Source organism: Peribacillus sp. NPDC046944, from assembly GCF_050272735.1.
In the GTDB taxonomy this organism is placed as follows: domain Bacteria; phylum Bacillota; class Bacilli; order Bacillales; family DSM-1321; genus Peribacillus.
The window spans coordinates 30,443-56,618 of sequence record NZ_JBNNML010000002.1 but is presented as its reverse complement, the minus strand read 5'-3'; the positions used below and the strand labels follow the sequence as shown (position 1 = coordinate 56,618).

Genomic DNA, 26,176 nt, shown 5'->3' with positions numbered 1-26,176 from the left:
GTATCAGATAGAACTAGCATAAACCCATTTAGATTGTTTATAATGGATAATATGTCTAGCAGGAATTGTCGTTATTTTACCGAAATACTGTTTTAGATTATTTTTTTATGTGAAAAAACATGACTAGTCGTGTTCGAATAGAGAAGGGAAGTGCGGAACTTGAGTTTGAAAAAATACTCGAAAGAGCAAATTATGGAAATGTCCTTGATAGAAATCGCATATGAAGTGTTGGTTGAAAAAAACGAACCCATTCTATTTAAAGACTTAATGAGTGAAATAGCTTCACTTCAGCATTTATCAAAAGCGGAAGTGGCAAAGAGAATTGCCCAGTTCTATACGGATTTGAATGTAGATGGCCGATTTACTTCACTTGGGGAAAACCGTTGGGGATTGAAAACTTGGTACCCGGTTGACCAAATTGAAGAAGAAGTTGTGCACGTTGTAAAAGTGAAGAAGAAAAAGAAAGCGAAGAAAGCTGCAGTGGTCGTTGAAGACTTCGATGATATTGAAGACGAAGATCTTGATTTCGAGGAAGATATTGATGACTTGGATGAAGATGATGACGATGACGACGATGATGAAATCTTAGGCGGCGCAGTTATCGACGAAGTACTTTTAGAAGACGACGTGGATGATGACGACGATTTAGAAGAGGAAATTATTGAAGATGAAGTTTTCGAAATCGACGAAGATGAAGACGAAGATGAAGAAGACGACGAAAAAGAGAAATAAATAATCGCCCCTTGACTTTTTAAGGCGAAATTTGTAGAATCATTTTTGGGCTCCTTAAAAAAGGACACAATCTTAAAATTATATCGCTCCCTTACTTTTTTGTAAGAGGAGCGTTTTTGTTTTTGATGATGGAATGTTAAAATGACATCATTTTTTTATTTTTACAATGAATACGCGTAAAGTGGTAAAAACTATAGATATCAGTAAAAAGTTCATGTTAAACACAGGGAACTTATCTAATTGGCATGCCAGGCATACCCCATCTTACCGTCCGAATTCTTGGTTACTTCTAAGAGATAAGATTGTAAGACCTGGTTTGTTCGTCTATATCTGCCGGAATAAACAAAGGCAGAAGGTTCAATGGAATCAAGAGAACGGCAGTTGATGAAAACATTCATAGGAGGATATGAGATGACTAAATATATTTTTGTAACGGGTGGAGTAGTTTCCTCTTTGGGAAAAGGGATAACAGCAGCTTCTCTAGGAAGGCTTTTAAAAAATAGAGGGTTAAATGTAACGATTCAAAAATTCGACCCATATATCAACTTGGACCCAGGAACAATGAGCCCATACCAACATGGTGAAGTGTTCGTAACGGATGATGGCGCCGAAACGGATTTGGACTTAGGTCACTATGAGCGTTTTATCGATATCAATCTTGGTAAACACAGCAATGTGACAACAGGTAAAATTTATTCAACCGTTTTACGAAAAGAACGTCGCGGAGACTACTTAGGCGGAACTGTTCAAGTTATCCCTCATATTACCAATGAAATCAAAGAACGGGTTTTCCGTTCAGGAAACGAAACGAATGCGGATATCGTAATCACTGAAATCGGTGGAACAGTCGGCGATATCGAATCTCTTCCATTCCTTGAAGCCATTCGTCAAATCAAAAGTGACATTGGAATCAATAACGTCATGTATATTCACTGTACTCTTGTTCCTTACATTAAAGCTGCCGGTGAAATGAAAACAAAACCAACACAGCATAGTGTTAAGGAATTACGCAGTCTTGGTATTCAACCGAATATCATCGTAGCACGTACTGAAAGACCGATATCACAAGATATGAAGGATAAGATTGCTTTATTCTGCGATATCGATAAAGATTCAGTAATCGAGTGTCTTGATGCGGATACACTTTATTCAATCCCGCTTGCCCTTCAAGCGCAAAATATGGATCAGATTGTGTGCGACCACCTACAACTAGATTGTGGAGTGGCAGAAATGGAAGATTGGAAAGAACTTGTTAAAAAAGTTACTTCTTTGACGAAGAAAACGAAAATTGCCCTTGTTGGTAAATATGTTGAATTGCAAGATGCATACCTTTCTGTTGTCGAAGCACTTAAACATGCAGGATACGCATTTGATGCGGACGTTGAAGTGGATTGGATCAATTCCGAAGATGTATCGAAAGAAAATGTTGCTGAATTGCTTAAAGATGCAGATGGAATCCTTGTCCCTGGTGGATTTGGAGATCGTGGAATCGAAGGAAAAATCGCAGCAATCGAATATGCACGTACAACGAAAACGCCGTTCTTCGGTATTTGCTTGGGTATGCAATTGGCATCCATCGAATTTGCACGCAATGTTCTAGGTTTGTCTGAAGCGCATTCAGCAGAAATCAATGCAGATACACCAGACCCAATCATTGACCTTCTACCAGAACAGAAAGATGTGGAAGACTTGGGTGGTACTTTACGTCTTGGTCTATATCCATGTAAGCTTATCGAAGGTACAAAAGCATATGAGGCATATAACGATGAAGTCGTATATGAACGTCACCGCCATCGCTATGAATTCAACAACCATTATCGTCAAGCCATGGAAGAGGCAGGATTCATCTTCTCTGGTACAAGCCCAGATGGCCGTTTAGTGGAAATCGTAGAATTGCAAGATCACCCTTGGTTCGTGGCATCACAATTCCATCCGGAATTCATATCACGTCCAAACCGTCCACAACCACTTTTCCGTGACTTTGTGGGTATGTCTTTGAAACATAACGAAAAATAATAAAAACAAAAAAACAGCCGTTTGGCTGTTTTTTTTGTTTTGGTCTAGAAGTCGGGTCAACCTTCGGATTCATCAACATATTCCTGTATGATTTCCTCGACCGTGAACTTAATCCCATGATAAGCAAAAAGGGCAGCGATGAGAGTCGGGTAACCGTAACGATTTCCCGTTTCATCCGGGATTAATCCACGTTGGATGCGTAAATCAATGTGGACATCCGCTAGCTCCACCAGTGTGGTTCGTTCGGATGGAACCACGGTTGAAACGGCAACGAAAGGTATGCCTTCCTGATGAAGTCGTTCAGCAAATTTGATGGCTTCTGGATCATCTGAGTGACGACTGAATAACAGAAGCCGATCCTCGTGGGAAATCCTACTATCATCTGTGTATCTTTTAGCTTTTGGAAAAGGTTCCTCCCCCTCGAGACTTTCCGCAACAACTCCTTGCATTTCCCCGAATCCATGAATGAAAACGGACCCATCTCCGACCACGGCCTGAGCTAATAGGCGTCCGGCATCCTCCATTTCGAAAGAATCCTTTTCCATGATCTTCTTAAATACACCACTTAACTGTGTAGAAAATATCTTCAACATATTTAGGAACTCCTTTAAAAAATAGTACCCCTATTATAAAGGACTTTTTGTTCCTTTAACAGATTTCCAGTCATTCGAGTCATTATCTGTCAGAAAGGTCATCCGAAAAATTAAAATCAATTTACTCTTATAGCAGGAATTTTGTTACAATTATTGAATATGAACATAGAGACATAGAACTCCAAAGAAGTTTTGCAGCAAGCCAAATTAATTACCCATAAGGGGGATCTATTATCTGATTCATTTTCACATTACAAATAGAGAACAGAGGTGGCTAAATGTCAGGGAAAATATTAATTGTCGATGACCAGTTTGGGATTCGAATTTTATTGAACGAGGTCTTACATAAAGCAGGGTATGAAACGTTTCAAGCTGCGAATGGCATTCAGGCTTTAGAAGTTCTTAACAATGATTCACCTGATCTTGTATTGTTGGATATGAAGATACCCGGTATGGATGGAATAGAAATCTTGAAGCGGATGAAAGCGGTCGATCCCGATATTCGGGTCATCATCATGACGGCGTATGGAGAACTTGACATGATACAAGAAGCAAAGGACTTAGGGGCGATGACTCATTTTGCAAAGCCTTTTGACATCGATGATATTAGAAATGCTGTCCGTGAATATTTACCCATCCAATCTAGTTAACTAGGTTTATGGATCTTTTCTCAATAAAGAAGCGTCACGGCATCTTCTTTAAGATAGCCGTGTTTTTTTTAGTGTGAAGCTTAAGTGATATGGTCAATTTGTTGCTGTTTTTTTCATGTATTGATATGCTAAACGAGTAGAGATATTCTGTTTATTATGTGTATGATGCTTTAGTTTTCGGGAATATCTAGATAGAAACAACTTTCAACAATACATTCATTATTAGGAGGAAATCAAATGCCTTTAGTTTCCATGAAAGATATGCTGAATAAAGCTCTTGATGAAAAGTATGCAGTAGGTCAATTTAACATTAATAACCTGGAGTGGACGCAAGCTATTCTGGCTGCTTCAGAAGAAGAAAAATCGCCGGTCATTCTTGGTGTTTCTGAAGGGGCTGCCCGTCACATGGGTGGATTCAAAACAACTGTGATGATGGTTCAAGGTTTAATGGAAGATATGAAAATCACCGTACCTGTGGCCATTCATCTTGACCATGGTTCTAGCTTTGATAAGTGTAAAGAAGCTATCGAGGCTGGTTTCACCTCAGTAATGATCGATGCTTCCCATCACCCGATTGAAGAGAACATTGAAACGACTAAGAAGGTTGTGGAATTCGCTCACGCCCGCAATGTGTCCGTTGAGGCTGAAGTAGGAACAGTAGGTGGACAAGAAGATGACGTCATCGCGGATGGTGTCGTTTATGCTGATCCTAAGGAATGTGAACTTCTTGTTAAGGAAACGGATGTAGACTGCTTTGCTCCGGCATTGGGTTCTGTCCATGGTCCATATAAAGGAGAACCGAACCTTGGGTATAAGGAAATGGAAGAGGTTCGTGATCTAACTAAAAAACCGCTTGTTCTTCATGGTGGCACTGGTATTCCGACAAAAGATATCCAAAAAGCCATTTCACTGGGAACATCAAAAATAAATGTGAATACGGAAAACCAAATCGTTTTCACTAAAGCTGTTCGAGAAGTCTTAAATAGTAATGCGGATGTATATGATCCACGCAAATTCTTAGGACCTGGTCGGGAAGCAATCAAACAAACGGTCATTGGTAAAATTCGCGAATTCGGTTCCAATAACAAAGCTTAATTTTTTTAAAAGGAAGTTTGTCCATCAGAGATTTTTTTGTTCTCTGATGGCCACATAGGAACAAGGCGGTATTGCCCTTCGTTCATCAAACCATTAAAATGCAGTGTACAAGCACGTAAAATTCATTTACATATGGAGGAACTTTTCATGAAATTCTTTATTGATACAGCTAATATGGAAGAAATTAAACAAGCTTACGAACTTGGTGTCTTAGGAGGGGTTACGACTAACCCATCTCTTGTAGCAAGAGAAAAAGGCGTTTCTTTTCATGATCGTCTAAAAGAGATTACAAGCCTTGTAAAGGAATCTGTCTCTGCAGAAGTTATCTCCCTTGATTTTGAAGGAATGATGGCAGAGGCAAAAGAACTAGTTGCCATTGCACCAAATATCACAATCAAAGTACCAATGACACCGGATGGCTTGAAGGCTGTTGCAGCTTTAACAAAACAAGGAGTTAAAACGAATGTTACCCTTATTTTCAGTGCCAACCAAGCGTTACTTGCTGCTAGGGCAGGAGCGACATATGTGTCTCCATTCTTAGGACGTTTAGATGATATCGGTCAAAATGGATTGGACTTAATCTCCGATATCGCAGACATCTTTACAATCCATGGCATCCAATCAGAAATCATCGCGGCTTCAATTCGCCATCCGATGCATATCACACAAGCTGCGTTAAACGGAGCTCATATCGCAACAATTCCTTATAAAGTGTTAATGCAATTATTCCACCATCCTTTAACGGATAAAGGGATCGAAGCATTCTTGAAAGACTGGAACTCTCGTACAGAAGCATAATGAATCCTACCGCTAAGTTGCAAAAGAATGCTGAGTATTGGATGAAAAAGAAAAAAATTAGAAATTTTTCTCATTTTTCTACATGACTTTTCTATTTTTGTGTAAACTAAGAAACTAGATAGTGAATGATGTCGGATTACGCAATTTTCTTGTGGTAAAATATTACTTTTATTTAAAATACAGCTTCTTGAGTGCTTAGCGTGGAAGGGAGTTCATTATGGAAAAACTTAAAATTGCCGGTGGTTATCCTCTTAAGGGGACCATTCGGGTCAGTGGTGCGAAAAACAGTGCTGTCGCTTTAATTCCTGCAACGATTTTGGCAGATTCCCCAGTCACGATAGAAGGCCTGCCGGATATCTCTGATGTACAGATGCTAAAAGAATTAATGGAGGAAATTGGCGGTACTGTTGTTTTTAACGATGGTGAAATGACTGTAGATCCCAGCAAAATGATTTCTATGCCTCTACCTAACGGAAAGGTGAAAAAATTGCGTGCCTCTTATTATTTGATGGGTGCGATGCTAGGGAAATTTAAAAAAGCTGTAATTGGACTGCCTGGAGGATGTCATTTAGGACCTCGTCCAATCGATCAGCATATTAAAGGGTTCGAAGCACTAGGAGCACAAGTGACGAATGAACAAGGCGCCATTTATTTAAGGGCGGACGAGCTACGTGGTGCCCGTATCTATTTGGATGTAGTCAGTGTCGGGGCAACGATCAATATCATGTTGGCTGCTGTCTTGGCTAAAGGGCGGACCGTAATTGAAAATGCCGCAAAAGAGCCAGAAATTATTGATGTGGCTACCTTGTTGACCAATATGGGAGCGAAAATCAAGGGAGCCGGAACGGATATCATTCGGATTGATGGTGTGGATAGCCTTCATGGGTGCAAACATACGATTATCCCCGATCGGATAGAAGCGGGAACTTTCATGATTCTAGCTGCTGCTGTTGGTGAGGGCATATTGATCGATAATGTCATTCCCCAACATTTAGAGTCACTCACGTCCAAAATGCGGGAAATGGGCGTCGGAATTGAAGCGGGGGACGATCAAGTATTTGTGGCTCCTGGTCAGGTCCTGAAGTCTGTTGATATAAAGACCTTGGTTTATCCGGGGTTCCCGACTGACCTACAGCAGCCTTTTACGTCGTTATTAACAAAAGCAAGCGGTTCAAGCATGGTGACTGACACGATTTACGGAGCACGCTTTAAGCATATAGACGAATTACGCCGCATGAATGCAAAGATTAAAGCGGAAGGCAGGACGGGTATCATTAGCGGCCCGGTCCAACTTCATGGGGCAAAGGTCAAAGCGAGCGATTTGCGTGCAGGAGCAGCTTTGGTAATTGCAGGTTTAATGGCAGAAGGAATAACGGAAGTGACGGGTCTTGAACATATAGACCGTGGATATAGTCATCTTGTAGAGAAACTTTCTGGCTTAGGTGCAACGATCTGGCGTGAAAAAATGACAGAAGAAGAAGTGGAGCAGCTGAAAAGCTGATCCCTTTCTTATTGCCTTATTGTGTTACGTTATATGCTTTAATGTGCTATACTATTATATAAATAAAACATGTTTGCACATTGAGGGGGAACGAAAAATGGAAAGAAGTTTGTCGATGGAGCTTGTCCGTGTAACGGAAGCGGCTGCTCTTGCATCTGCGCGTTGGATGGGTAGAGGAAAGAAAGAAGAAGCAGATGATGCGGCAACAACGGCGATGAGGGATGTTTTTAATAGCATACCCATGCAAGGTACGGTCGTTATCGGTGAAGGGGAAATGGACGAAGCACCCATGCTTTATATCGGTGAGAAACTTGGTACAGGCCTTGGACCACTAGTGGATGTTGCAGTCGATCCTTTAGAAGGAACGAATATCGTTGCATCAGGCGGATGGAATGCACTAGCAGTTTTGGCTGTTGCCGATCAAGGGAACTTGCTGCATGCTCCTGATATGTATATGGATAAAATTGCCGTCGGTCCTGAAGCGGTAGGTCTGATCGATATCAATGCATCCGTATTAGATAACCTTAAGGCAGTTGCCAAAGCGAAAAATAAGGATATTCAAGACGTGGTAGCTACGGTCTTGAACCGTAAACGCCATTCTAAAATCATCGAAGAACTTCGCGATGCGGGTGCCCGTATCAAGTTGATCAACGATGGAGATGTAGCCGGTGCCATTAATACGGCTTTCGATCATACAGGTGTTGATATTCTATTCGGATCTGGTGGAGCTCCTGAGGGAGTCATTTCAGCTGTAGCATTAAAATGTCTTGGAGGAGAAATCCAAGGTAAGCTTCTTCCTCAAAATGAAGAAGAAGTGAAACGCTGTGGGAAAATGGGACTTGATCTTGGTAAAGTCTTGAGAATGGAAGACCTTGTCCGTGGTGATGACGCGATTTTTGCTGCGACTGGCGTTACGGATGGTGAACTTCTTCGTGGTGTACAATTTAAGGCTCATCATGGCGAGACACAATCCGTGGTCATGCGTGCCAAATCAGGAACGGTCCGTTTCATCGATGGACGCCATATTCTGAAAATGAAGCCAAACGGCTTGATTAGATAAGACCATTTACTCTTGAATAGTTATGAGGGAAAGCGCGCGTGTTTCATGCACGCTTTCTCTTTTAAAAAATTAAGTTGAATAATTTAATTAAAAAAAGTAAAATAAAGCTTGTTCTACTAATTGATTTAATTCTGCCCTTTCACTCCAAACTTCAAGAAGCCTTCAAATAATTTTCTTCTTTACATGTAAAATGTATCATCCTTTCTACGAAAACTCTGGTCAGGTACATGGATTGTGGATTCTCTTCCATTTAACAAACCAATCCTTTTTCAGTATGGGTGAAAACGTTTAATTAATAAAAGTGTGGTGTCATGATGAATTTAACGATTTCCAATTTAGAAAACATGAAATTAAAAGATCTCTATGAGCATGCACGGGAATATAAAGTTTCTTATTACAGCAAGCTGTCGAAAAAAGAACTTATATTTGCGATCCTAAAAGCTCAAGCCGAACAAGATGGCCTTCTATTCATGGAAGGTGTTTTAGAGATTATCCCTTCAGAGGGATTTGGTTTCCTGCGTCCGATTAATTACTCTCCAAGCTCGGAGGATATCTATATTTCAGCTTCCCAAATCCGCAGGTTTGATTTGCGTAATGGTGATAAGGTATCCGGAAAGGTTAGGCCGCCGAAAGAAAACGAACGCTATTATGGATTATTACATGTAGAAGCCGTTAATGGCGACAATCCTGAGTCTGCTAAGGAACGTGTCCATTTCCCTGGGTTGACTCCGTTGTATCCAAATAGACAGATTACATTAGAAACAACGACGAAGAATTTATCAACAAGAATTATGGATGTCCTTGCTCCTGTCGGGTTTGGCCAACGTGGGTTAATCGTGGCTCCCCCTAAGGCGGGTAAAACGATGTTGATTAAAGAAATGGCCAATGCCATAACAACGAATCATCCCGAGGCGGAATTAATTGTCTTACTCATTGACGAACGCCCCGAAGAAGTAACGGATATTGAACGTTCAGTGGCTGGTGACGTCGTTAGTTCGACATTCGATGAAGTGCCGGAGAACCATATCAAAGTGGCTGAACTGGTATTGGAACGGGCAATGCGCCTAGTTGAGCATAAACGCGATGTCATCATTCTAATGGATAGTATTACTCGTTTGGCACGTGCTTATAACCTAGTGATTCCCCCAAGCGGTAGAACGTTATCGGGTGGGATTGATCCAGCTGCATTCCATCGGCCGAAACGCTTCTTTGGAGCAGCCAGGAACATCGAAGAAGGCGGTAGCTTAACGATTCTTGCTACAGCTTTGGTAGATACTGGATCACGTATGGATGATGTTATTTATGAAGAATTTAAAGGTACGGGGAATATGGAGCTTCACTTAGACCGCTCACTTGCTGAAAGACGCATTTTCCCTGCGATTGACATTCGCCGTTCAGGCACCCGTAAAGAAGAATTATTAATTCCGAAAGACCGTTTGGATAAGCTTTGGGCCATTCGTAAAACGATGTCCGATTCCCCAGATTTTGCAGAGAAATTCCTTCGCCGTCTAAAACAGACAAAAAGCAATGAGGAATTTTTCAGTAAGTTGGACGAAGAGATGCTTGAAATGAAAAAAGGATCATCGAGTTTAAAGCGCTCTTAAACAGGTTGAAAACAAAATGTTGCACAACGAGTTTTAAATTGCTATAATGAGGTCATGTGTTTTTACAATAAATGTGAGGATGCATTTTCCTCATCTTGAAGTATATAACTCTGTTTCGAATGATTCAGGGCAGAAGGAGCTGAAAAGAATGAAAACTGGAATTCATCCAAATTATAAACTATCAAAAGTAATTTGCTCTTGCGGGAATACTTTTGAAACTGGTTCAGTTAAAGAAGAAATCAAAGTTGAGACTTGTTCAGAATGCCATCCATTCTACACTGGTCGTCAAAAATTCGCTGAAGCTGGCGGACGTGTTGATCGCTTCAACAAAAAATACGGTATTAAATAAGCCGGACTTTCAAAAAACAGGCAAGTATTCTTCTTGCCTGTTTTTTTCTTTTCTGAAAATTAATGAGATTTTATATAAAACCGGGTCCAAAAAAATTATGGCCAAGGGATCGACAGGTGGAAGGAGTAGCTGTTTCCATGTATGTAATGAAACAAACAGGCTGGATCGAGGTTATTTGCGGAAGCATGTTTTCAGGTAAATCTGAGGAATTGATAAAACGGGTCAGCCGTGCTCAATTTGCAAAAGAGAGTATAGCGGTTTTTAAACCAGCTATAGATAACCGCTATGCGGAAGAGGCTGTCGTATCACACAACGGTTCCTCCGTGATGGCAAAGCCGATTGCCCATTCAACAGATATATTTAAGTATCTGGATCAGCCCTTGGATATTATTGCGATAGATGAAGTTCAATTCTTTGATCCTGAAATTATCGGGGTTGCCCAGCATCTTGCGGACAGCGGTTATCGAGTGATTATGGCTGGACTGGACCAAGATTTCAGAGGTGAACCATTCGGCCCCATGCCTACTTTATTATCACTTGCTGAATCCGTTACGAAGCTGCAAGCTGTATGTGAAGTATGTGGGTCACCTGCGAGTAGGACTCAGCGTTTGATTGATGGTTCGCCTGCTTCCTATGATGAACCCATCATTCTTGTTGGTGCATCGGAGTCATATGAGCCCCGTTGCCGTCATCATCACGAAGTTCCAGGTAAACAAGCGGTGGAAGTAAAAGAACAAATATGAATGTAAAACGATGTCCTAGGATTCCGATCCTAGGGCATTTTTTATTAGGTAAAGGGAACATATAGAAGAAAGGTCATCCCAATACATGGAAGAGAATTAAAGAAACTTTTACCTTCATTTTGGGAATGCTGAAGAGGAAGCACTCTAATAAGACATAACCTAATGGAGGTAAAAACATGAAAATCACTTTGCCTTTTTTGGCGGCTGTTTTTCTTAGTATATTGACAGCTTGCGGTCAAAATGACAATGCAATTGATAATGATTCAGAATACAGAGATCAAACTAGAAATGGTCAAGAATTTGTTGGTAATCATATGAAAAATGTCACTCCTGATTGGGACAATGAAACGGAACGCCCGTCTGATCAGCTGCTGAATACACCTCATCATACAAGTAATAATTCACCCTCAATGGGACAAGAAGTAGATAAAATCCGGGCGGTCATTAAATCGGAAACCGATTATGATACTGGGATGGTGTGGCATAATGGCAATACGATTCATGTGACCGTCCTTGCCAAAGGCAAAATAAAGACGGATCAGGAAAGAGAAAAGGAAAAGAGACGGATCGAGGATCTTATCTTACGGGCCGTTCCCCAATATAATATAGATGTGAAAGTAAAGAAATAACCACATATTTGAATCAGCTTTGACGTTGATTATTCACCTATACTATAATTAACCTTAGAAGTGAACTCGAATGGGGCACTGAATTAATTATATGTAGAAATAAAAAGATCCTTTCAACATCATGCCAAGTAGGTGTTGGATAACTTAAGAGGTGAATAACTTGTTTGATCGACTGCAAGCAGTAGAAGATAGATATGAGAGATTGAATGAACTATTGAGTGACCCTGAAATCATCAATGATACGAATAAGCTAAGGGAATATTCGAAGGAACAAGCTAGTATTCAGGAAACGGCTTCCACTTATAAGGAATACAAAGAGGTCCGGGATCAACACAAGGAAGCTAAAGCAATGCTTGAGGATAAATTGGATGCGGATATGCGCGATATGGTTAAGGAAGAAATCAGTGAACTCGAATCCACAATACAACGACTCGAGGAAAAGCTGAAGATCTTGCTGATTCCGAAAGATCCTAATGATGACAAAAACGTTATCATGGAGATACGTGGAGCGGCAGGCGGAGATGAAGCGGCGCTATTTGCAGGAAGTCTTTACCGCATGTACAGCCGTTTTGCTGAGGTGCAAGGTTGGAAGACTGAGGTCATTGAAGCGAGTCCTACCGGGCTTGGCGGTTATAAGGAAATCATTTTCATGATCAATGGGAATGGTGCTTATTCCAAGTTGAAGTTTGAAAATGGAGCCCATCGTGTTCAACGTGTCCCTGAAACGGAGTCGGGTGGACGAATTCATACATCAACGGCAACGGTCGCCGTTTTACCAGAAGCCGAAGAAGTGGAAATACAAATCCATGATAAGGATGTACGTGTAGATACTTTTGCATCCAGCGGACCTGGAGGGCAAAGTGTTAACACGACCATGTCGGCCGTACGTTTAACACATATACCAACGAATACGGTAGTGTCTTGTCAGGACGAAAAATCACAAATCAAAAATAAAGACAAAGCGATGAAAGTATTACGGGCTCGGGTATATGACAAAATCAATCGCGAAGTACAGGCAGAATATGACCAGAACCGGAAGCTTGCGGTTGGTACAGGGGACCGTTCAGAACGAATCCGCACGTATAATTTCCCGCAAAACCGTGTTACCGACCATCGGATTGGCTTAACGATTCAAAAGCTGGATCAAATCATGGAAGGAAAGCTGGATGATGTCGTGGATGCCTTGATCATGGAAGATCAATCATCAAGGCTGGAAAATGCAGATGAATAATCCGGTTGTGAAAGTATATGAAGCCCTGAAGTGGGCTTCTTCTTTTTTAATGGAGAATGGTCGCGATGCCAATGCGGGAGAGATTTTGCTGCAACATTATTTAAAACAGACGAGATCGCAACTTTTGGCCAATCTGCATACAGAACTCAGTCCAGAACAGCTTGAACAATTCAAGTCGGGAGTGGCGCAACACGTAAAAGGAGAACCGGTCCAGTATATAATCGGAAGCGAGGAGTTTTATGGCCGTACCTTCCTTGTGAATGAAGAAGTATTGATTCCCAGACCGGAAACGGAAGAATTGATATACTATACGCTTCGAAAACTTCCCGGCATTTTTAAAGGGGCCCAGAAGCTGAATATGGCAGATATCGGGACGGGTAGTGGAGCAATTGCCATAACGATGAAACTGGAGGAACCAAGACTGCACGTGACGGCTACGGATATTGCAGCACCTTCACTTGAGGTGGCGCGAAGGAATGCTGGATTACTGGATGCGGATGTGCAATTTATCCAAGGTGATTTACTTCAGCCCTTCATCCAGCAAAATAAGAAGGTGGACATCCTTTTATCGAATCCTCCATATATCCCGGATGAAGATGAAAAGACGATGTCTACGGTCGTAACGGATCATGAGCCCCATCGTGCTTTATTTGCAGGTGTCGATGGACTCGATTTTTACCGCCGGTTTATGGAACAATTGCCGCAAGTCATGCAAGTGCCTGGTTTCATCGGTTTTGAAGTGGGGGCAGGACAAGGGAAAGCTGTGGCTGGATTACTGAAAGAAACGTTTGTGCACGCGGATGTTTCCGTTGAACATGATATTAATGGGAAAGATCGGATGGTCTTTGCTATATTGAGTTGATTCGTCTCCGTTGGGGACGGATTTTTTCCTTTTGGAAAATCGTGAACCTTAAATCATATTTACTAGTTTAAGATAGCCGGGTATTGGCGAGACTAGTTTGTATGAGGGGGGCGAGAGTAATGAAAACTAAACATTTAGCCATTATTTATCTATTAATCTTAACAATAGGAACGATTATAAGTATATACATGCCGAAAGCGGAAGCGGTCGGAACCGAGGCGACCATGGTCATACCGGATGAGGCGATTCGTCTTAGGATTTTGGCTAACAGCGATAAGGAAGCGGACCAATCCGTTAAACGCCTGATCCGTGACGAAGTGAATGCCGATATTACCGAGTGGGTAAAAGATCTTACCTCATTAGATGAAGCGAGAAAAGTAATTCAATCCCATTTGGGTGATATTGAGGCCACGGCCATGGAAGTGGTAAAGGAGAATGGTTTGGAGCAGTCCGTTTCCGTGGATTTTGGACAAGCGGAGTTTCCCACAAAGCTTTATGGCCAGTATTTATACCCTGCAGGTGAGTACGAAGCGGTGATCATTACGCTTGGTGAAGGGGAAGGGGCTAACTGGTGGTGTGTGTTGTTTCCTCCATTATGCTTCCTTGATTTTTCAAACGGTACGGCAGTAAGCCAAAGTCCTATTGTAGAGGATGAAGAAAAGGAAACGGTGACGGTGGAAAAGGCAAAAGTGTCCGCGGCTGTAAAGGACACGAAAGCAAAAGCGAAGGATAAGATAGTAGAAGGGGTGAAGGAGGAGGCTAGAGAAGAGGATGAAGAAGTAGAGAATGCCGAATATACGGCCTCTGCCGATAAGGGACAACAAGTGTACGACGGAGAAGATGAATCCGAAGTTGAAGTGAAGTCACTTTTTGCGGAAATTTTCCATGAGATTTTTTGAAATGGGGGCAACTGTCCCCAATTTTCAGGTTTAGAAAGGGAAAACCGTACATATCCACAGGCATATTAACAAAATATCGAAAAAGTCAGTCTTTAATGGCCAATATCCACAATATTATCCACAGTTTACTTGTAGTTACCCACAATTTGTGGATAACACTTGAATATTGTGTATACTTCTTTTATACTTTCAAAGTATCTTTTAAGCAAAAACCATCTAAAACGGCTGAAAAACCGTTCATATATAAGCAATTATCAAAAATAAGATAAGTAAAAAAGTGAAGGTGTTAATAATGGAAACGAAAGTCTGGTTAGTGGATAAAGATGTGGATAATTTACAAAGTTATCCCCAGATCATACAATCGGCCGAATTATTAGAGGCCAATCAGGTGGTAGCCTTTCCTACTGAAACCGTTTACGGCTTGGGAGCTAATGCAAAAAGTGATGAAGCGGTAAAAAAAGTGTTCGAAGCAAAGGGGCGACCAAGTGACAATCCATTAATTGTCCACATCGCTTCTGAGAAGCAATTAAACGAGATAGTTGAAGAGGTCCCAGAACAAGCAAGGAAACTGATGGATGAGTTTTGGCCGGGGCCATTGACTCTCATTATGAAACGAAAACCTGGAAAGTTGTCGGACATAGTGACAGCTGGCTTGGAGTCCGTTGCAATCAGGATGCCGAATCATCCGATTGCCTTGGCCCTTATTAAGGCGAGTGGCTTGCCGATAGCGGCACCGAGTGCAAATACTTCGGGGAAACCGAGCCCGACTACCGCTAAGCATGTCGAAGATGATTTGGTAGGTCGAATTGCAGGTATCGTCGATGGCGGGGCAACAGGGGTAGGCGTTGAGTCCACAGTGCTTGATTGTACCGTAGAAACCCCGGTTATATTAAGACCCGGTGGGATTACACTCGAACAAATCGAAGCGGTCATCGGTACGGTAAGGCATGATGTCGCTTTGAAAAGTAAAGATGCGGCCCCAAAAGCACCGGGAATGAAATATACACATTATGCACCGAAAGCGCCACTTTTTTTAGTGAAGGGCAATCAAGCTTTTCTTCAAAGACTTGTGGATGAAAAAAGAAAAGATGGGTTGAAAGTTGGCGTCATATGTTCTACTGAGCATCAACCTGAATATAAAGCGGATTATGTCATAGCGCCTGGATCATTGGCAGACTTGCATACGGTTGCAGCCGGGTTGTACGATACGTTAAGACAATTTGATGCCCTTGATACGGATATCATCTTTAGCGAAATGTTTCCGGAGTCCGGGATTGGCGTTGCCATCATGAACAGGCTCGTTAAAGCTGCCGGTCACCAAACTATCGAGGGATAGATAATCACAGCTAAAACACAGGATTTTTCCTTCTATTTCTTTTCGGACATGCATAACATGTAGTAGGCACGTCCGAGGGGGGTTGGAATGAATACGGTTTCTGGGGAAATCATCACCTTATTGATCATGGCTTTTGCGTTAGGCATGGACGCCTTTTCTGTGGGATTGGGAATGGGCATGTTCAAGCTAAGGCTCAGGCAGATTTTCTTCATCGGGCTGACAGTCGGTTTTTTTCATGTATGGATGCCGTTGCTTGGAATGGGGGCGGGGCGTTTTATCTCTGATAAATTCGGAACTTTTGCAACATATGCGGGCGGCCTCTTGTTGATTTTTCTTGGCATCCAGATGTTCCTACCCGGGAAGGTGAATGAATCAGGGAGCAGAGATCAAAAACTACTTGCCCCGGTGGGAAAAGGGTTGCTCATATTTGCGCTTGGGGTGAGCCTGGATAGTTTTTCAGTGGGTTTGACTCTCGGAATCTATGGGGCGAAAACGCTCGTGACCATTTTATGCTTTGGCCTTGCCGCCACTCTTTTAACGTGGGCGGGACTTCTGCTTGGGAGAAAGATGCAGGGACTCTTGGGAGTATACAGTGAGATCCTTGGTGGAAGTATTCTATGTGCATTCGGCTTAAAGCTATTATTCTCTTTTTAGACATATTCATATCCTATCTTTTCATCATCAAACTGTTCCGAATGCCGGAGCGGTTTTTATTTTTATTAGGACTAGGTAAAAAGGTTTATGAAATCGCCTTATTTTATTCAAATTATCGATGTTTTTTATGTTATTTTAATTAAGAGTAGGCTTTTAGATGGACTATTCAAATCGGATCTATGCCTTATAATGAATAAAAAAGGAGGCGTTACATATGATCCGAGTATTGTTTGTATGCACCGGTAACACGTGCAGGAGCCCCATGGCTGAAGCAATTTTAAAAAGTAAGAACATATCGGGCATCGAAGTGAGGTCCGCAGGCGTATATGCTACACCTGGTCAGGACGCATCAGAATATGCCAAAAGAGTATTGGACGAAAATGATATGTGGAATCACCATCGCTCCACACTATTATCCCAGCAGGATTTAGACTGGGCCACACATATTTTTACGATGACGGAAGGACATAAATCGGTCATTCTGAATACATTCCCAACCATAGATCACAAAACTTTCACTTTAAAAGAATTCATTCAGGACGATAAATATGATAAAGACATACTAGATCCGTTTGGCGGTTCGGAAAACCTGTATCGGGAAACGTTCAAGGAGCTTCATGGTTTAATTGTAGAATTGGTTAAAAGGCTCAAAGAGTAAGTCTACAGGGGGAAAGAGAATGGCAGAAAGAGCACATTATAAGTTTGGTTTACGAAAGAAATTGGTTGTCTTCATTACAGTCCTTGCTTTAATCACGTATTCAACCTCGGCATTTTTCATTTTCGTTGTACACCCAATGTTTTTTGAAAATATCAGTTCGATAAGTTTTAGCATTGCTACGTTGTTACTAGGCATAATGTGGTCGGGCCTTCTCGCCTTTTTTGCAGCCGGTGTCATTACTAAACCACTACAAAGGTTAGAAAAAGTTGCTCTAAGTGCAGCACAAGGAAGCATTAACGAAGAAGTGGTCCTATCGAAGGCGGATGATGAGATACGTTCACTCGGCATGGCTTTTAACTTGATGCTGTTTAACCTCCGGGAAATGGTACAGAGCATTGAAGAGAACTTTCAAGAGACCAATAATAAAGTCATTCATATCTCCCAAGAGTCTTCGAGAGCTTCGGACCAGGCTGAGAACATAGCAAGGACCATTGAGGAAATATCCAAAGGTGCCGACAACTCGGCAGTCTCCATCATGAATACGGCTGAATCCATCGATGATGTCATCATGATTGCGCAGCAGGTTCAAAGCAAGGCGAAGGCATCAGTTGGACTGTCAAGTGAAATGGCGGAAGAACTGTTTCAGAGTAAGGAAGTCGTCAATTCCTTGGTTTCCGGTATTAAACAATTGGCTCAAGAAAACCAAGAGTCACTCAAAACGGTGAAGCGCTTGGAGGAAAATGCGAAAAAGGTAGAACAAATCATTGAACTCGTCGGTGATATCGCAGCTCAGACCAATCTTTTGGCCTTGAATGCCTCGATTGAAGCAGCCCGAGCCGGAGAACACGGTAAAGGATTTGCCGTTGTAGCAGAGGAAGTCCGTCTCTTGGCGGATGAGAGCGCGAAAGCTGTTCAGGGCATTTCAAGTCTTATCCAAAACATTCAAGTTGAAGTTCAGGCGGTCGTCAAACAAATCAGTGAGCAGGTGGTATCGGCGAATAAAGAAGCGCAAAAAGGGACCGATACAGACATAGCGATCGAAGGCATGACAAAAACGGTACATAACGTTGTCGTAGCGGTCAAGGATATTACCGAGCTTGTTGATCGTCAGATGGAAAGTGTGGAGGAAACATCCAGGCAGTCACAGGAAGTCGCTGCCATTGCTGAAGAGACATCCGCTGGTGCAGAAGAAGTCACGGCTGCAACCCATGAACAGGCTTCCGTTATGGAAAATGTAGATAAGTTGGCCATGGAACTTAAGGATCAAGCCGACAAACTTAAGCAGACCATCACCCGTTTTCATACGTAAACCGCTTCCTTGCAGGAAATCAGTCGCTGATTTCCTGCTTTTGTATAGAGGGGACCTGCTTCCCTTTATCTTTTCATAACTTTGTGACACAATAAAAATAAATGAGAACATCTAGGAGGACTTTATTATGAAAGTTGCAATTGCTTCAGACCATGGAGGAATTCAAATCCGTGAAGAAATAAAGAACTTGATGAATGAGTTGAATATTCCATATGAGGATTTCGGCTGTGAATGCAGTACATCCGTGGATTATCCCGACTTTGCCCTGCCGGTTGCTGAAAAAGTGGCGAAAGGCGAATTTGATCGAGGCATCCTAATCTGTGGTACAGGCATCGGAATGAGCATTGCTGCCAATAAAGTCAAAGGGATACGTTGTGCGCTGGTTCATGATGTGTATAGTGCAAAATTGACCCGTCAGCATAATGACAGCAATGTGTTAGCGATGGGGGAACGTGTCATTGGGCCTGGTCTTGCAAGGGAGATAGCCCAAACATGGTTGACTTATGAATTTGAGGGCGGTCGTCACCAAAATCGGATTGGCAAGATTGCAGAGTATGAGGACAAAAGTAACTAAGTCATTCATCATCCGTAATGCTAATGCGAGGTATCCACAATGAAAGGATGCGTTTTTCATGACAAGTGATGCTTTATTATCAGAAGAGCTTGAGATATGGAAAAACCAGTTTCAAAAACTGTTACAGGAGTTCCAGGAAACCGCCGCTTTAGGGAAGCGCCAGCTACTTGTAATTGGTTGCTCTACAAGTGAAGTGGCCGGGAAACGGATTGGTACCGAAGGATCGGTTGATGTGGCGGGCATGCTTTTTTCTGTAGTGAAGGAATTTCAAGAAGAAACCGGAGTGCAGGTTGCCTATCAGTGTTGTGAACACTTGAATAGGGCGCTCGTCCTCCCAAGGGAGTCGGCGGATTCACGAGGCTATGAAGAAGTTGCGGTTGTACCCGTGCGCACAGCTGGAGGGTCAATGGCCACCCACGCTTATCAGCAATGGGATGATGCTGTAGTTGTCGAGCACATCAAGGCGGATGCAGGGATTGATATTGGCGATACGTTTATCGGCATGCATTTGAAACATGTAGCTGTTCCAGTTAGAACATCCATTAAGGAAATAGGCCATGCCCATGTGACAATGGCTAGAACCCGTCCTAAACTAATTGGTGGGGAACGGGCCGTTTATCAAGCTGCTTCTATAAATAAGAGTTGTACATGATAATTAAAAAGGCAAACAGCATTCCTTTAATGAGGGGATGCTGTTTTCAAATAACAGAGGAACAATCTTAAATAATCGCAAATTGATTGTATGGAAAATGTTTTTTTTGCTGATTAAATCTAAGGATACTAAGGGTTTTTTCGGGAAAACTCTATAAAATACGAACAATATTTTAATATTATAGAAGGAATATTCGATAAAAATAAACTACCACTTCTAAAATAGACATGTTAAAATAGAGTAGAATTTTCAAACAATTATAGCTGAGGCTTTTTCATGTCCTTTTGAGGGCATGTTGTACATAATGGAAAAAGCGAATAATCCCGCACAATTTGAGGAGGAGTTACGGAATGAATCGTTTGGCAAAACAAGATGAACAAGTATTTAACGCAATCCAACTGGAATTAGGGCGACAAAGAAGCAAGATTGAGCTTATTGCATCTGAGAACTTCGTTAGTGAAGCTGTCATGGAGGCTCAAGGATCTGTTCTAACGAATAAATATGCTGAAGGGTATCCTGGGAAACGTTACTATGGTGGATGTGAATATGTCGACATCGTAGAAGACTTGGCACGCGATCGCGCAAAGGAAATATTTGGTGGCGAGTATGTAAATGTACAACCTCACTCTGGTGCCCAAGCGAATATGGCCGTTTACTTTACTGTTCTTCAAACAGGTGACACAGTGCTTGGGATGAACCTTTCCCATGGTGGCCACTTAACGCACGGCAGTCCTGTTAACTTCAGTGGAGTGAACTATAACTTCGTTGAATATGGTGTGGACGAAAAAGATCACCGTATCGATTATAATGATGTATTGGAAAAAGCCCGTCAGCATAAACCGAAATTGATCGTAGCGGGTGCTAGCGCATATCCACGTGAAATTGACTTTAAACGCTTCCGTGAAATTGCCGATGAAGTTGGAGCATATTTAATGGTGGACATGGCACATATCGCCGGTTTAGTGGCTGCAGGTTTGCATCCAAGCCCAGTTCCATATGCTGATTTCGTAACGACAACAACCCATAAAACACTTCGCGGACCACGTGGCGGAATGATTATTTGTAAAGAAGAGTTCGGCAAGAAAATCGATAAATCTATCTTCCCTGGTATTCAAGGCGGCCCGTTAATGCATGTTATTGCGGCTAAGGCAGTGGCATTCGGTGAAGCGCTTCAAGATGATTTTAAAGGATATGCTCAACAAATCATCGATAATGCTAAACGCTTGGGTGAAGGTCTTAAGAAAGAAGGATTCACACTTGTATCTGACGGTACGGATAATCATTTAATCTTACTTGATGTTCGTTCAACAGGACTTACAGGAAAGATTGCAGAAAAAGCATTGGATGAAATCGGAATCACCGTCAATAAAAACGCAATTCCTTATGATCCGGAAAAACCATTCGTTACAAGTGGTATCCGTATCGGAACGGCGGCCGTGACTTCTCGTGGCTTCGGGTTAGAAGACATGGATGAAATTGCGTCACTCATTGGTCTTGTTTTGAAAAATAATGAAGATGAAGCGAAACTTGAAGAAGCGAAACAACGCGTTGAAGCTTTGACAAGTAAATTCGATTTGTATCCTTCATTCTAATATGTAGAGCCGCTTCCTTTCTGGGGAAGTGGTTTTTTACGTAGTGCACGTGATGGAAAAAAGATATATAAGTCATCGTGTTCCGAAAAATCTAAATACTAAAAATAGGTCTGACATCTAAAGGCTTATTGAAGATTGAATCTTTTTTCTGTAAAATGAGTAGAAGTGAAATTTAAAGGGCATAAAAAGACTTTAGATGACTATGGCAAGTATGAAATATAAACAAAATCAGGCACTGGAATGGGAGAGATGAAAAATGGGAAAAGTTTTTGTTTTTGACCACCCGTTAATTCAACACAAATTAGCTTATATACGCGATATAAATACAGGAACAAAGGAATTCCGTGAACTAGTGGATGAAGTGGCATCATTGATGGCATTTGAAATCACTAGAGACATGCAACTTGAAGAAGTTGAAATCCAAACACCTGTAAGCAAGGCGAAGGTGAAAATGCTTGCCGGTAAGAAAGTGGGCATCGTTCCGATCCTACGTGCGGGAATAGGGATGGTTGACGGAATCATTAAGTTGATCCCAGCTGCAAAAGTAGGACATGTGGGTCTATACCGTGACCCTGAAACATTAAAACCTGTTGAATACTATGTGAAAATGCCAAGCGATTTGGCTGAAAGAGAATGTATTGTTGTTGACCCAATGTTAGCTACGGGCGGTTCTGCTATTGAAGCGATCAATTCGATTAAGAACCGTGGGGCAATCAATATCAAGTTCATGTGTCTCATTGCGGCTCCAGAGGGAGTGGAAGCATTAAAAGAAGCACATCCGGATGTTGATATTTACATTGCAGGACTTGATGAGAAGTTGGATGAACACGGATATATCGTTCCAGGTCTAGGTGACGCAGGAGATCGTTTATTCGGCACAAAATAGAAAGAAACTGAGGTGTCACGAATGAAACAACCGATCAAGGTCATGACGATTTTCGGAACGAGGCCGGAAGCTGTCAAAATGGCTCCCTTAGTACTCGAATTTCAAAAGCACCCAGAATTTTTCGAACCTATAGTTGCTGTAACGGCACAGCATCGACAAATGCTAGATCAAGTTTTGGACTTGTTTTCCATCGTTCCCGATTATGACTTGAATATAATGAAGGAAAGGCAAACGTTAGCGGATATTACAACCAGGGCTTTAAGTGGGCTTGATTCCGTAATGAAAGAAGCCAAACCCGATATTGTTCTGGTACACGGTGATACCACCACAACTTTTGTTGCGAGCTTAGCCGCCTTTTATAATCAAATCGTCATTGGACATGTGGAAGCGGGGTTGCGTACGTGGAATAAATATTCCCCTTACCCTGAAGAGATGAACCGCCAATTAACGGGCACGATGGCTGACCTTCATTTCGCACCGACTGCCAAAGCGGAAGAGAACTTGTTGAATGAAAACAAGAGAGGCAATATCTTCGTGACCGGTAATACGGCAACGGATGCTTTGAAAACGACGGTTCGCTCCACGTATTCCCATCCGGTTTTAACTGGGTTGGGCAAAGACAGGCTCGTTTTACTGACGGCCCATCGTAGGGAAAATCTAGGAGAGCCGATGCGCAATATCTTCAGGGCCGTTAAAAGAATCGTGGCGGACCATGAAGATGTTCAAGTGGTTTATCCAGTACACTTGAATCCTGCTGTACAAGAACTTGCCAATGAGATTCTCGGCGATCATCCCCGTGTCCATTTAATTGAACCGCTGGATGTTTTGGATTTTCATAACTTTGCTTCCAGAGCGTATTTGATTCTGACGGATTCCGGCGGGATTCAAGAAGAGGCCCCTTCACTAGGGGTCCCTGTCCTTGTATTGCGGGATACGACTGAACGTCCTGAAGGAATCAACGCGGGTACCTTGAAGCTGGCAGGAACGGACGAGCGGACAATTGTACAAATGGCGCATGAATTGCTGAACGATCCCGAAGAGCACGAAAGAATGTCAAAGGCCTCAAATCCATATGGTGACGGCAACGCATCAGCCCGGATTGCTGAAGCGGTCCGATACTATTTCAAGCAAATAAGTGAACCACCAACAAGATTTGAATAATAAAAAAGGAAAAGCCAATATCCAAGGGCTTTTCCTTTTTTTATTGTATACTCCTCAATCGTTGAGAAGAAGATAATGGGGAAGGAGGGTGCACAAAAATGAGAGCAATCATTATAGGTATATTTATTTTTTTATCCACATTCCCCCTTCCGATTGAAAGGGGAGTGGCGTCTGTCATACTGCCCCCCCTACCCAAAACGGCTGAATCCAAAAAAGTTAGGGCTGTTGTCACGACGGATCGACCGCTAAGCAATAGGGAGATTATAAAGGTACTTTCTAAATATCCATCATTGAATCTGCGCAATGTTTTTACGGTCGCCCTTGACGGATTTTCCGTACAGGGGAACAGGGAGGAGGTTAAGCGGCTTTGGAAGGAGGATCATATTCAAGCTGTTTCGGAAGTGTCAAAATATCATCCGGCGCTTGATGAAAGCGTCCCATATATTGGCGGCGATCGGGTAAGGAGCTTTTTCGATCAGAAACATCGTCGTATAACTGGAAAAGGAGTGAAGGTCGGTATTATCGATACGGGAATGGATTATACCCATCCGGATTTACAGCATGCGTACAGAGGCGGAAAGGACTTAGTGGATGACGATTCTGACCCGATGGAGACAACGAATCAGGGGGAAATGAACACGATTCATGGAACTCATGTGGCTGGCATCATTGCCGCAAATGGCAAGATGAGGGGAGTGGCTCCGGAAGCTGAAATCTATGCTTACCGTGCATTAGGACCTGGCGGGGCAGGAGATACTGAGCAAGTTTTGGCGGCCGTCGAGTCGGCCATCAAGGATAAAGTCGATGTTTTGAATCTTTCTCTTGGGAATGATATTAACGGACCTGATTTACCGATTTCACTTGCACTAAATAAGGCGGTGGAATCCGGAATTGTTGCTGTCACATCCAATGGTAATTCAGGTCCGGCCGTATGGACGGTCGGATCACCCGGAACGGCGGAGAAAGCGATATCCGTCGGGGCCTCGACTCCTCCTTTGAAAGTGCCTGTTATGGAATACGGGCTTGGTTCAAACCACTATCAATCAGATTTAACCTTGTTGCAAGGGTCGAAAAAATGGAATCTGACCTTTTCGGAAGATATCATGTATGGGGGTATTGGGGAGGAAAGTGACCTAAAGAGGGCGAAGGATAAGATTGTTTTAATGGAGCGCGGAGTACTCACTTTTCAAGAAAAAGCGACCAATGCTGAGAAGGCTGGGGCCAAGGGCGTCATCATCTTTAATAATACAAATGGTATGTTCACAGGTAGCCTGGAGAAAGAGATGAGAATACCAGTTGCTTCTATTAAAAGAAAACATGGGTTACGCCTTAAAAAGGATTTGGAAGGTCAAGCACATGGAAAAGTTCACTTTGTAAACAAGAAGGAACAAGATAGGCTGGCTGATTTTAGCTCAAGAGGTCCTGTGACGGTGTCATGGGATATTAAGCCAGATGTGCTTGCCCCAGGAGTGGAAATCACGAGCACAATTCCAAAAGGGTACATGGCTCTAGCGGGAACGAGCATGTCCGCTCCGCATGTAGCCGGAGCATGTGCACTTATCTTGCAAAAGCACCCGAACTGGACACCCGAACAAGTGAAGTCTGCATTGATGAGCACGTCCAAGCCATTAAGTAAATCCGTTCAGCATTTGTATCATACCTATGAGCAAGGGGCAGGGCGAATCCAAATTGATGAAGCGATAAAAGCGGATACACTCTTATACCCGAGTTCCTTATCATTTGGAATGTACACTAAAAGGGATGGTATCGAGGAGCACCAACAAGCATTGATTCTTGAAAATACAGGAAAGAATAAAAAACGGTACACGATGATCGTTCCTTTACAAGAAAAAGGGCTGAATTGGGATTTGCCACAATCCCTTACTTTAAACCCTGGGGAAAAGAAGGAAGTGCAATTGGGGCTTCAAGTAAGTCCAGAGAAACTTAGTAAGGGTGTGTATGATGGCTATCTCTTCATAATGGAAGGTAATAAGAAAATATCGCTCCCTTATTTATATGTAAAAGAAGAGCCCGATTACCCAAGGGTGATGGGATTTGAATTCGGAAAAGGAGATCAAGCCAGCACGTACCGTTATGAAATGTATCTCCCTCGTGGAGCAGAGGAATTCGGGATTGCACTCTATGAGGCAGATAGTCTGAGATTTGCGGGGTTCATGGATTGGTCCAGACCAGCTTCATCCGGTATGACGAAAAAAACCATTTTCAAAAAGGATTTACCACCCAATGGAGTGTATAAAGCGATTATCTTTGCGAGGAGGGGAGGAAGGGAAGATCGGATAGAAAAGACGTTACTTATTGAGTGAACATGACAGATGTGTAAAATAAAACTGATGTCAATAGTCAAAAAAAGATATTCTGTGAACAATTCAGTAATATTTACAAACCTGTGACAAATTTCACTAACGACACATTGACATTGATTCTAGCCTATTGTATGCTAACTAAGGATGTAAAATGAGAGGGTTTTCAAATGCCCGACATGCAGAATTTTACAGCATGGATTTTTTTTCTATCCTCCACCAAATTCAACCGCGAGGATGCAACTTTGCATCAAAAGAATTGCCTTCCTTT

At 42.3% G+C, this 26,176-nt stretch carries 26 protein-coding genes; 25 read left to right on the top strand and 1 reads right to left on the bottom strand.

Annotation, left to right across the window (positions count from 1 at the left end):
- Window positions 1-159 precede the first annotated feature (159 nt).
- The 3 genes from rpoE (at window position 160) to ACQKIC_RS03265 (ending at window position 2,748) form a co-directional block, all read left to right on the top strand.
- Entirely contained in the window at window positions 160-732 is a 573-nt protein-coding gene (gene rpoE / locus ACQKIC_RS03275) for a DNA-directed RNA polymerase subunit delta (RefSeq protein ID WP_402870265.1), read from the top strand.
- A 166-nt stretch (window positions 733-898) separates the two neighbouring features.
- A complete protein-coding gene (locus tag ACQKIC_RS03270) occupies window positions 899-1,117 on the top strand; it encodes a hypothetical protein (RefSeq protein WP_407408635.1) in 219 nt (72 codons plus the stop codon).
- A 26-nt stretch (window positions 1,118-1,143) separates the two neighbouring features.
- A complete protein-coding gene (locus tag ACQKIC_RS03265) occupies window positions 1,144-2,748 on the top strand; it encodes a CTP synthase (RefSeq protein WP_402954908.1) in 1,605 nt (534 codons plus the stop codon).
- A 56-nt stretch (window positions 2,749-2,804) separates the two neighbouring features.
- Here ACQKIC_RS03265 and ACQKIC_RS03260 read toward each other — a convergent pair whose 3' ends face one another.
- Window positions 2,805-3,341, bottom strand: a complete 537-nt coding sequence (locus ACQKIC_RS03260) for a DUF2529 domain-containing protein (RefSeq protein WP_427591707.1) — start codon at window positions 3,339-3,341, stop codon at window positions 2,805-2,807.
- 278 nt (window positions 3,342-3,619) lie between these two features.
- Here ACQKIC_RS03260 and ACQKIC_RS03255 point away from each other — a divergent pair, with 278 nt between their 5' ends.
- The 22 genes from ACQKIC_RS03255 to ACQKIC_RS03150 all read left to right on the top strand — a co-directional run bounded on the left by ACQKIC_RS03255 (window position 3,620) and on the right by ACQKIC_RS03150 (window position 25,908).
- A complete protein-coding gene (locus ACQKIC_RS03255) occupies window positions 3,620-3,991 on the top strand; it encodes a response regulator (protein WP_402870275.1) in 372 nt (123 codons plus the stop codon).
- Between the two features lie 237 nt (window positions 3,992-4,228).
- A complete protein-coding gene (locus ACQKIC_RS03250; RefSeq protein ID WP_402870278.1) occupies window positions 4,229-5,086 on the top strand; it encodes a class II fructose-bisphosphate aldolase in 858 nt (285 codons plus the stop codon).
- A 147-nt stretch (window positions 5,087-5,233) separates the two neighbouring features.
- Complete coding sequence (gene fsa / locus ACQKIC_RS03245; RefSeq protein WP_402870279.1) at window positions 5,234-5,884, top strand: fructose-6-phosphate aldolase; 651 nt, start codon at window positions 5,234-5,236, stop codon at window positions 5,882-5,884.
- 217 nt (window positions 5,885-6,101) lie between these two features.
- Window positions 6,102-7,385 carry a UDP-N-acetylglucosamine 1-carboxyvinyltransferase gene (locus ACQKIC_RS03240; RefSeq protein ID WP_427591708.1) on the top strand — a complete coding sequence of 428 codons (1,284 nt, stop codon included), beginning with the start codon at window positions 6,102-6,104 and terminating at the stop codon, window positions 7,383-7,385.
- 97 nt (window positions 7,386-7,482) lie between these two features.
- On the top strand, window positions 7,483-8,445 hold the full coding sequence (gene glpX, locus ACQKIC_RS03235; protein WP_402870284.1) for a class II fructose-bisphosphatase: 963 nt from the start codon (window positions 7,483-7,485) through the stop codon (window positions 8,443-8,445).
- Between the two features lie 314 nt (window positions 8,446-8,759).
- The gene (gene rho, locus ACQKIC_RS03230) at window positions 8,760-10,049 is read left to right on the top strand and encodes a transcription termination factor Rho (RefSeq protein ID WP_402870287.1); all 1,290 of its coding nucleotides are present in this window, start codon (window positions 8,760-8,762) and stop codon (window positions 10,047-10,049) included.
- 148 nt (window positions 10,050-10,197) lie between these two features.
- Window positions 10,198-10,398, top strand: a complete 201-nt coding sequence (gene rpmE, locus ACQKIC_RS03225) for a 50S ribosomal protein L31 (protein ID WP_034315847.1) — start codon at window positions 10,198-10,200, stop codon at window positions 10,396-10,398.
- A gap of 137 nt (window positions 10,399-10,535) precedes the next feature.
- Entirely contained in the window at window positions 10,536-11,141 is a 606-nt protein-coding gene (locus ACQKIC_RS03220) for a thymidine kinase (RefSeq protein ID WP_402870289.1), read from the top strand.
- A 176-nt stretch (window positions 11,142-11,317) separates the two neighbouring features.
- The gene (locus ACQKIC_RS03215; protein ID WP_402870292.1) at window positions 11,318-11,770 is read left to right on the top strand and encodes a hypothetical protein; all 453 of its coding nucleotides are present in this window, start codon (window positions 11,318-11,320) and stop codon (window positions 11,768-11,770) included.
- 160 nt (window positions 11,771-11,930) lie between these two features.
- Complete coding sequence (prfA, locus tag ACQKIC_RS03210) at window positions 11,931-13,001, top strand: peptide chain release factor 1 (protein ID WP_402870294.1); 1,071 nt, start codon at window positions 11,931-11,933, stop codon at window positions 12,999-13,001.
- On the top strand, window positions 12,994-13,863 hold the full coding sequence (gene prmC / locus ACQKIC_RS03205; protein WP_402870297.1) for a peptide chain release factor N(5)-glutamine methyltransferase: 870 nt from the start codon (window positions 12,994-12,996) through the stop codon (window positions 13,861-13,863). The genes prfA and prmC overlap by 8 nt, the downstream gene beginning before the upstream one ends.
- Window positions 13,864-13,982: 119 nt before the next feature.
- On the top strand, window positions 13,983-14,762 hold the full coding sequence (spoIIR, locus tag ACQKIC_RS03200; protein WP_427591709.1) for a stage II sporulation protein R: 780 nt from the start codon (window positions 13,983-13,985) through the stop codon (window positions 14,760-14,762).
- 292 nt (window positions 14,763-15,054) lie between these two features.
- Window positions 15,055-16,098, top strand: coding sequence for an L-threonylcarbamoyladenylate synthase (locus tag ACQKIC_RS03195; RefSeq protein WP_402870304.1), 1,044 nt, complete (start codon window positions 15,055-15,057; stop codon window positions 16,096-16,098).
- Between the two features lie 87 nt (window positions 16,099-16,185).
- Entirely contained in the window at window positions 16,186-16,752 is a 567-nt protein-coding gene (locus ACQKIC_RS03190; protein WP_402870307.1) for a manganese efflux pump MntP family protein, read from the top strand.
- Window positions 16,753-16,966: 214 nt separating this feature from the next.
- A complete protein-coding gene (locus ACQKIC_RS03185) occupies window positions 16,967-17,410 on the top strand; it encodes a low molecular weight protein arginine phosphatase (RefSeq protein ID WP_402870310.1) in 444 nt (147 codons plus the stop codon).
- Window positions 17,411-17,429: 19 nt separating this feature from the next.
- On the top strand, window positions 17,430-18,719 hold the full coding sequence (locus tag ACQKIC_RS03180; RefSeq protein WP_402870312.1) for a methyl-accepting chemotaxis protein: 1,290 nt from the start codon (window positions 17,430-17,432) through the stop codon (window positions 18,717-18,719).
- 127 nt (window positions 18,720-18,846) lie between these two features.
- A complete protein-coding gene (gene rpiB, locus ACQKIC_RS03175) occupies window positions 18,847-19,293 on the top strand; it encodes a ribose 5-phosphate isomerase B (protein ID WP_402870315.1) in 447 nt (148 codons plus the stop codon).
- A 58-nt stretch (window positions 19,294-19,351) separates the two neighbouring features.
- Window positions 19,352-19,945: a TIGR01440 family protein gene (locus ACQKIC_RS03170; protein ID WP_402990490.1), complete on the top strand. Its 594-nt coding sequence runs from the start codon at window positions 19,352-19,354 to the stop codon at window positions 19,943-19,945.
- Between the two features lie 350 nt (window positions 19,946-20,295).
- Window positions 20,296-21,537 carry a serine hydroxymethyltransferase gene (gene glyA / locus ACQKIC_RS03165; RefSeq protein WP_402870321.1) on the top strand — a complete coding sequence of 414 codons (1,242 nt, stop codon included), beginning with the start codon at window positions 20,296-20,298 and terminating at the stop codon, window positions 21,535-21,537.
- 256 nt (window positions 21,538-21,793) lie between these two features.
- Window positions 21,794-22,423 carry a uracil phosphoribosyltransferase gene (upp, locus tag ACQKIC_RS03160; protein ID WP_402870323.1) on the top strand — a complete coding sequence of 210 codons (630 nt, stop codon included), beginning with the start codon at window positions 21,794-21,796 and terminating at the stop codon, window positions 22,421-22,423.
- Window positions 22,424-22,444: 21 nt separating this feature from the next.
- The gene (wecB, locus tag ACQKIC_RS03155; RefSeq protein ID WP_402870325.1) at window positions 22,445-23,584 is read left to right on the top strand and encodes a non-hydrolyzing UDP-N-acetylglucosamine 2-epimerase; all 1,140 of its coding nucleotides are present in this window, start codon (window positions 22,445-22,447) and stop codon (window positions 23,582-23,584) included.
- A 98-nt stretch (window positions 23,585-23,682) separates the two neighbouring features.
- The gene (locus ACQKIC_RS03150; RefSeq protein WP_427591710.1) at window positions 23,683-25,908 is read left to right on the top strand and encodes a S8 family serine peptidase; all 2,226 of its coding nucleotides are present in this window, start codon (window positions 23,683-23,685) and stop codon (window positions 25,906-25,908) included.
- Window positions 25,909-26,176: the final 268 nt, after the last annotated feature.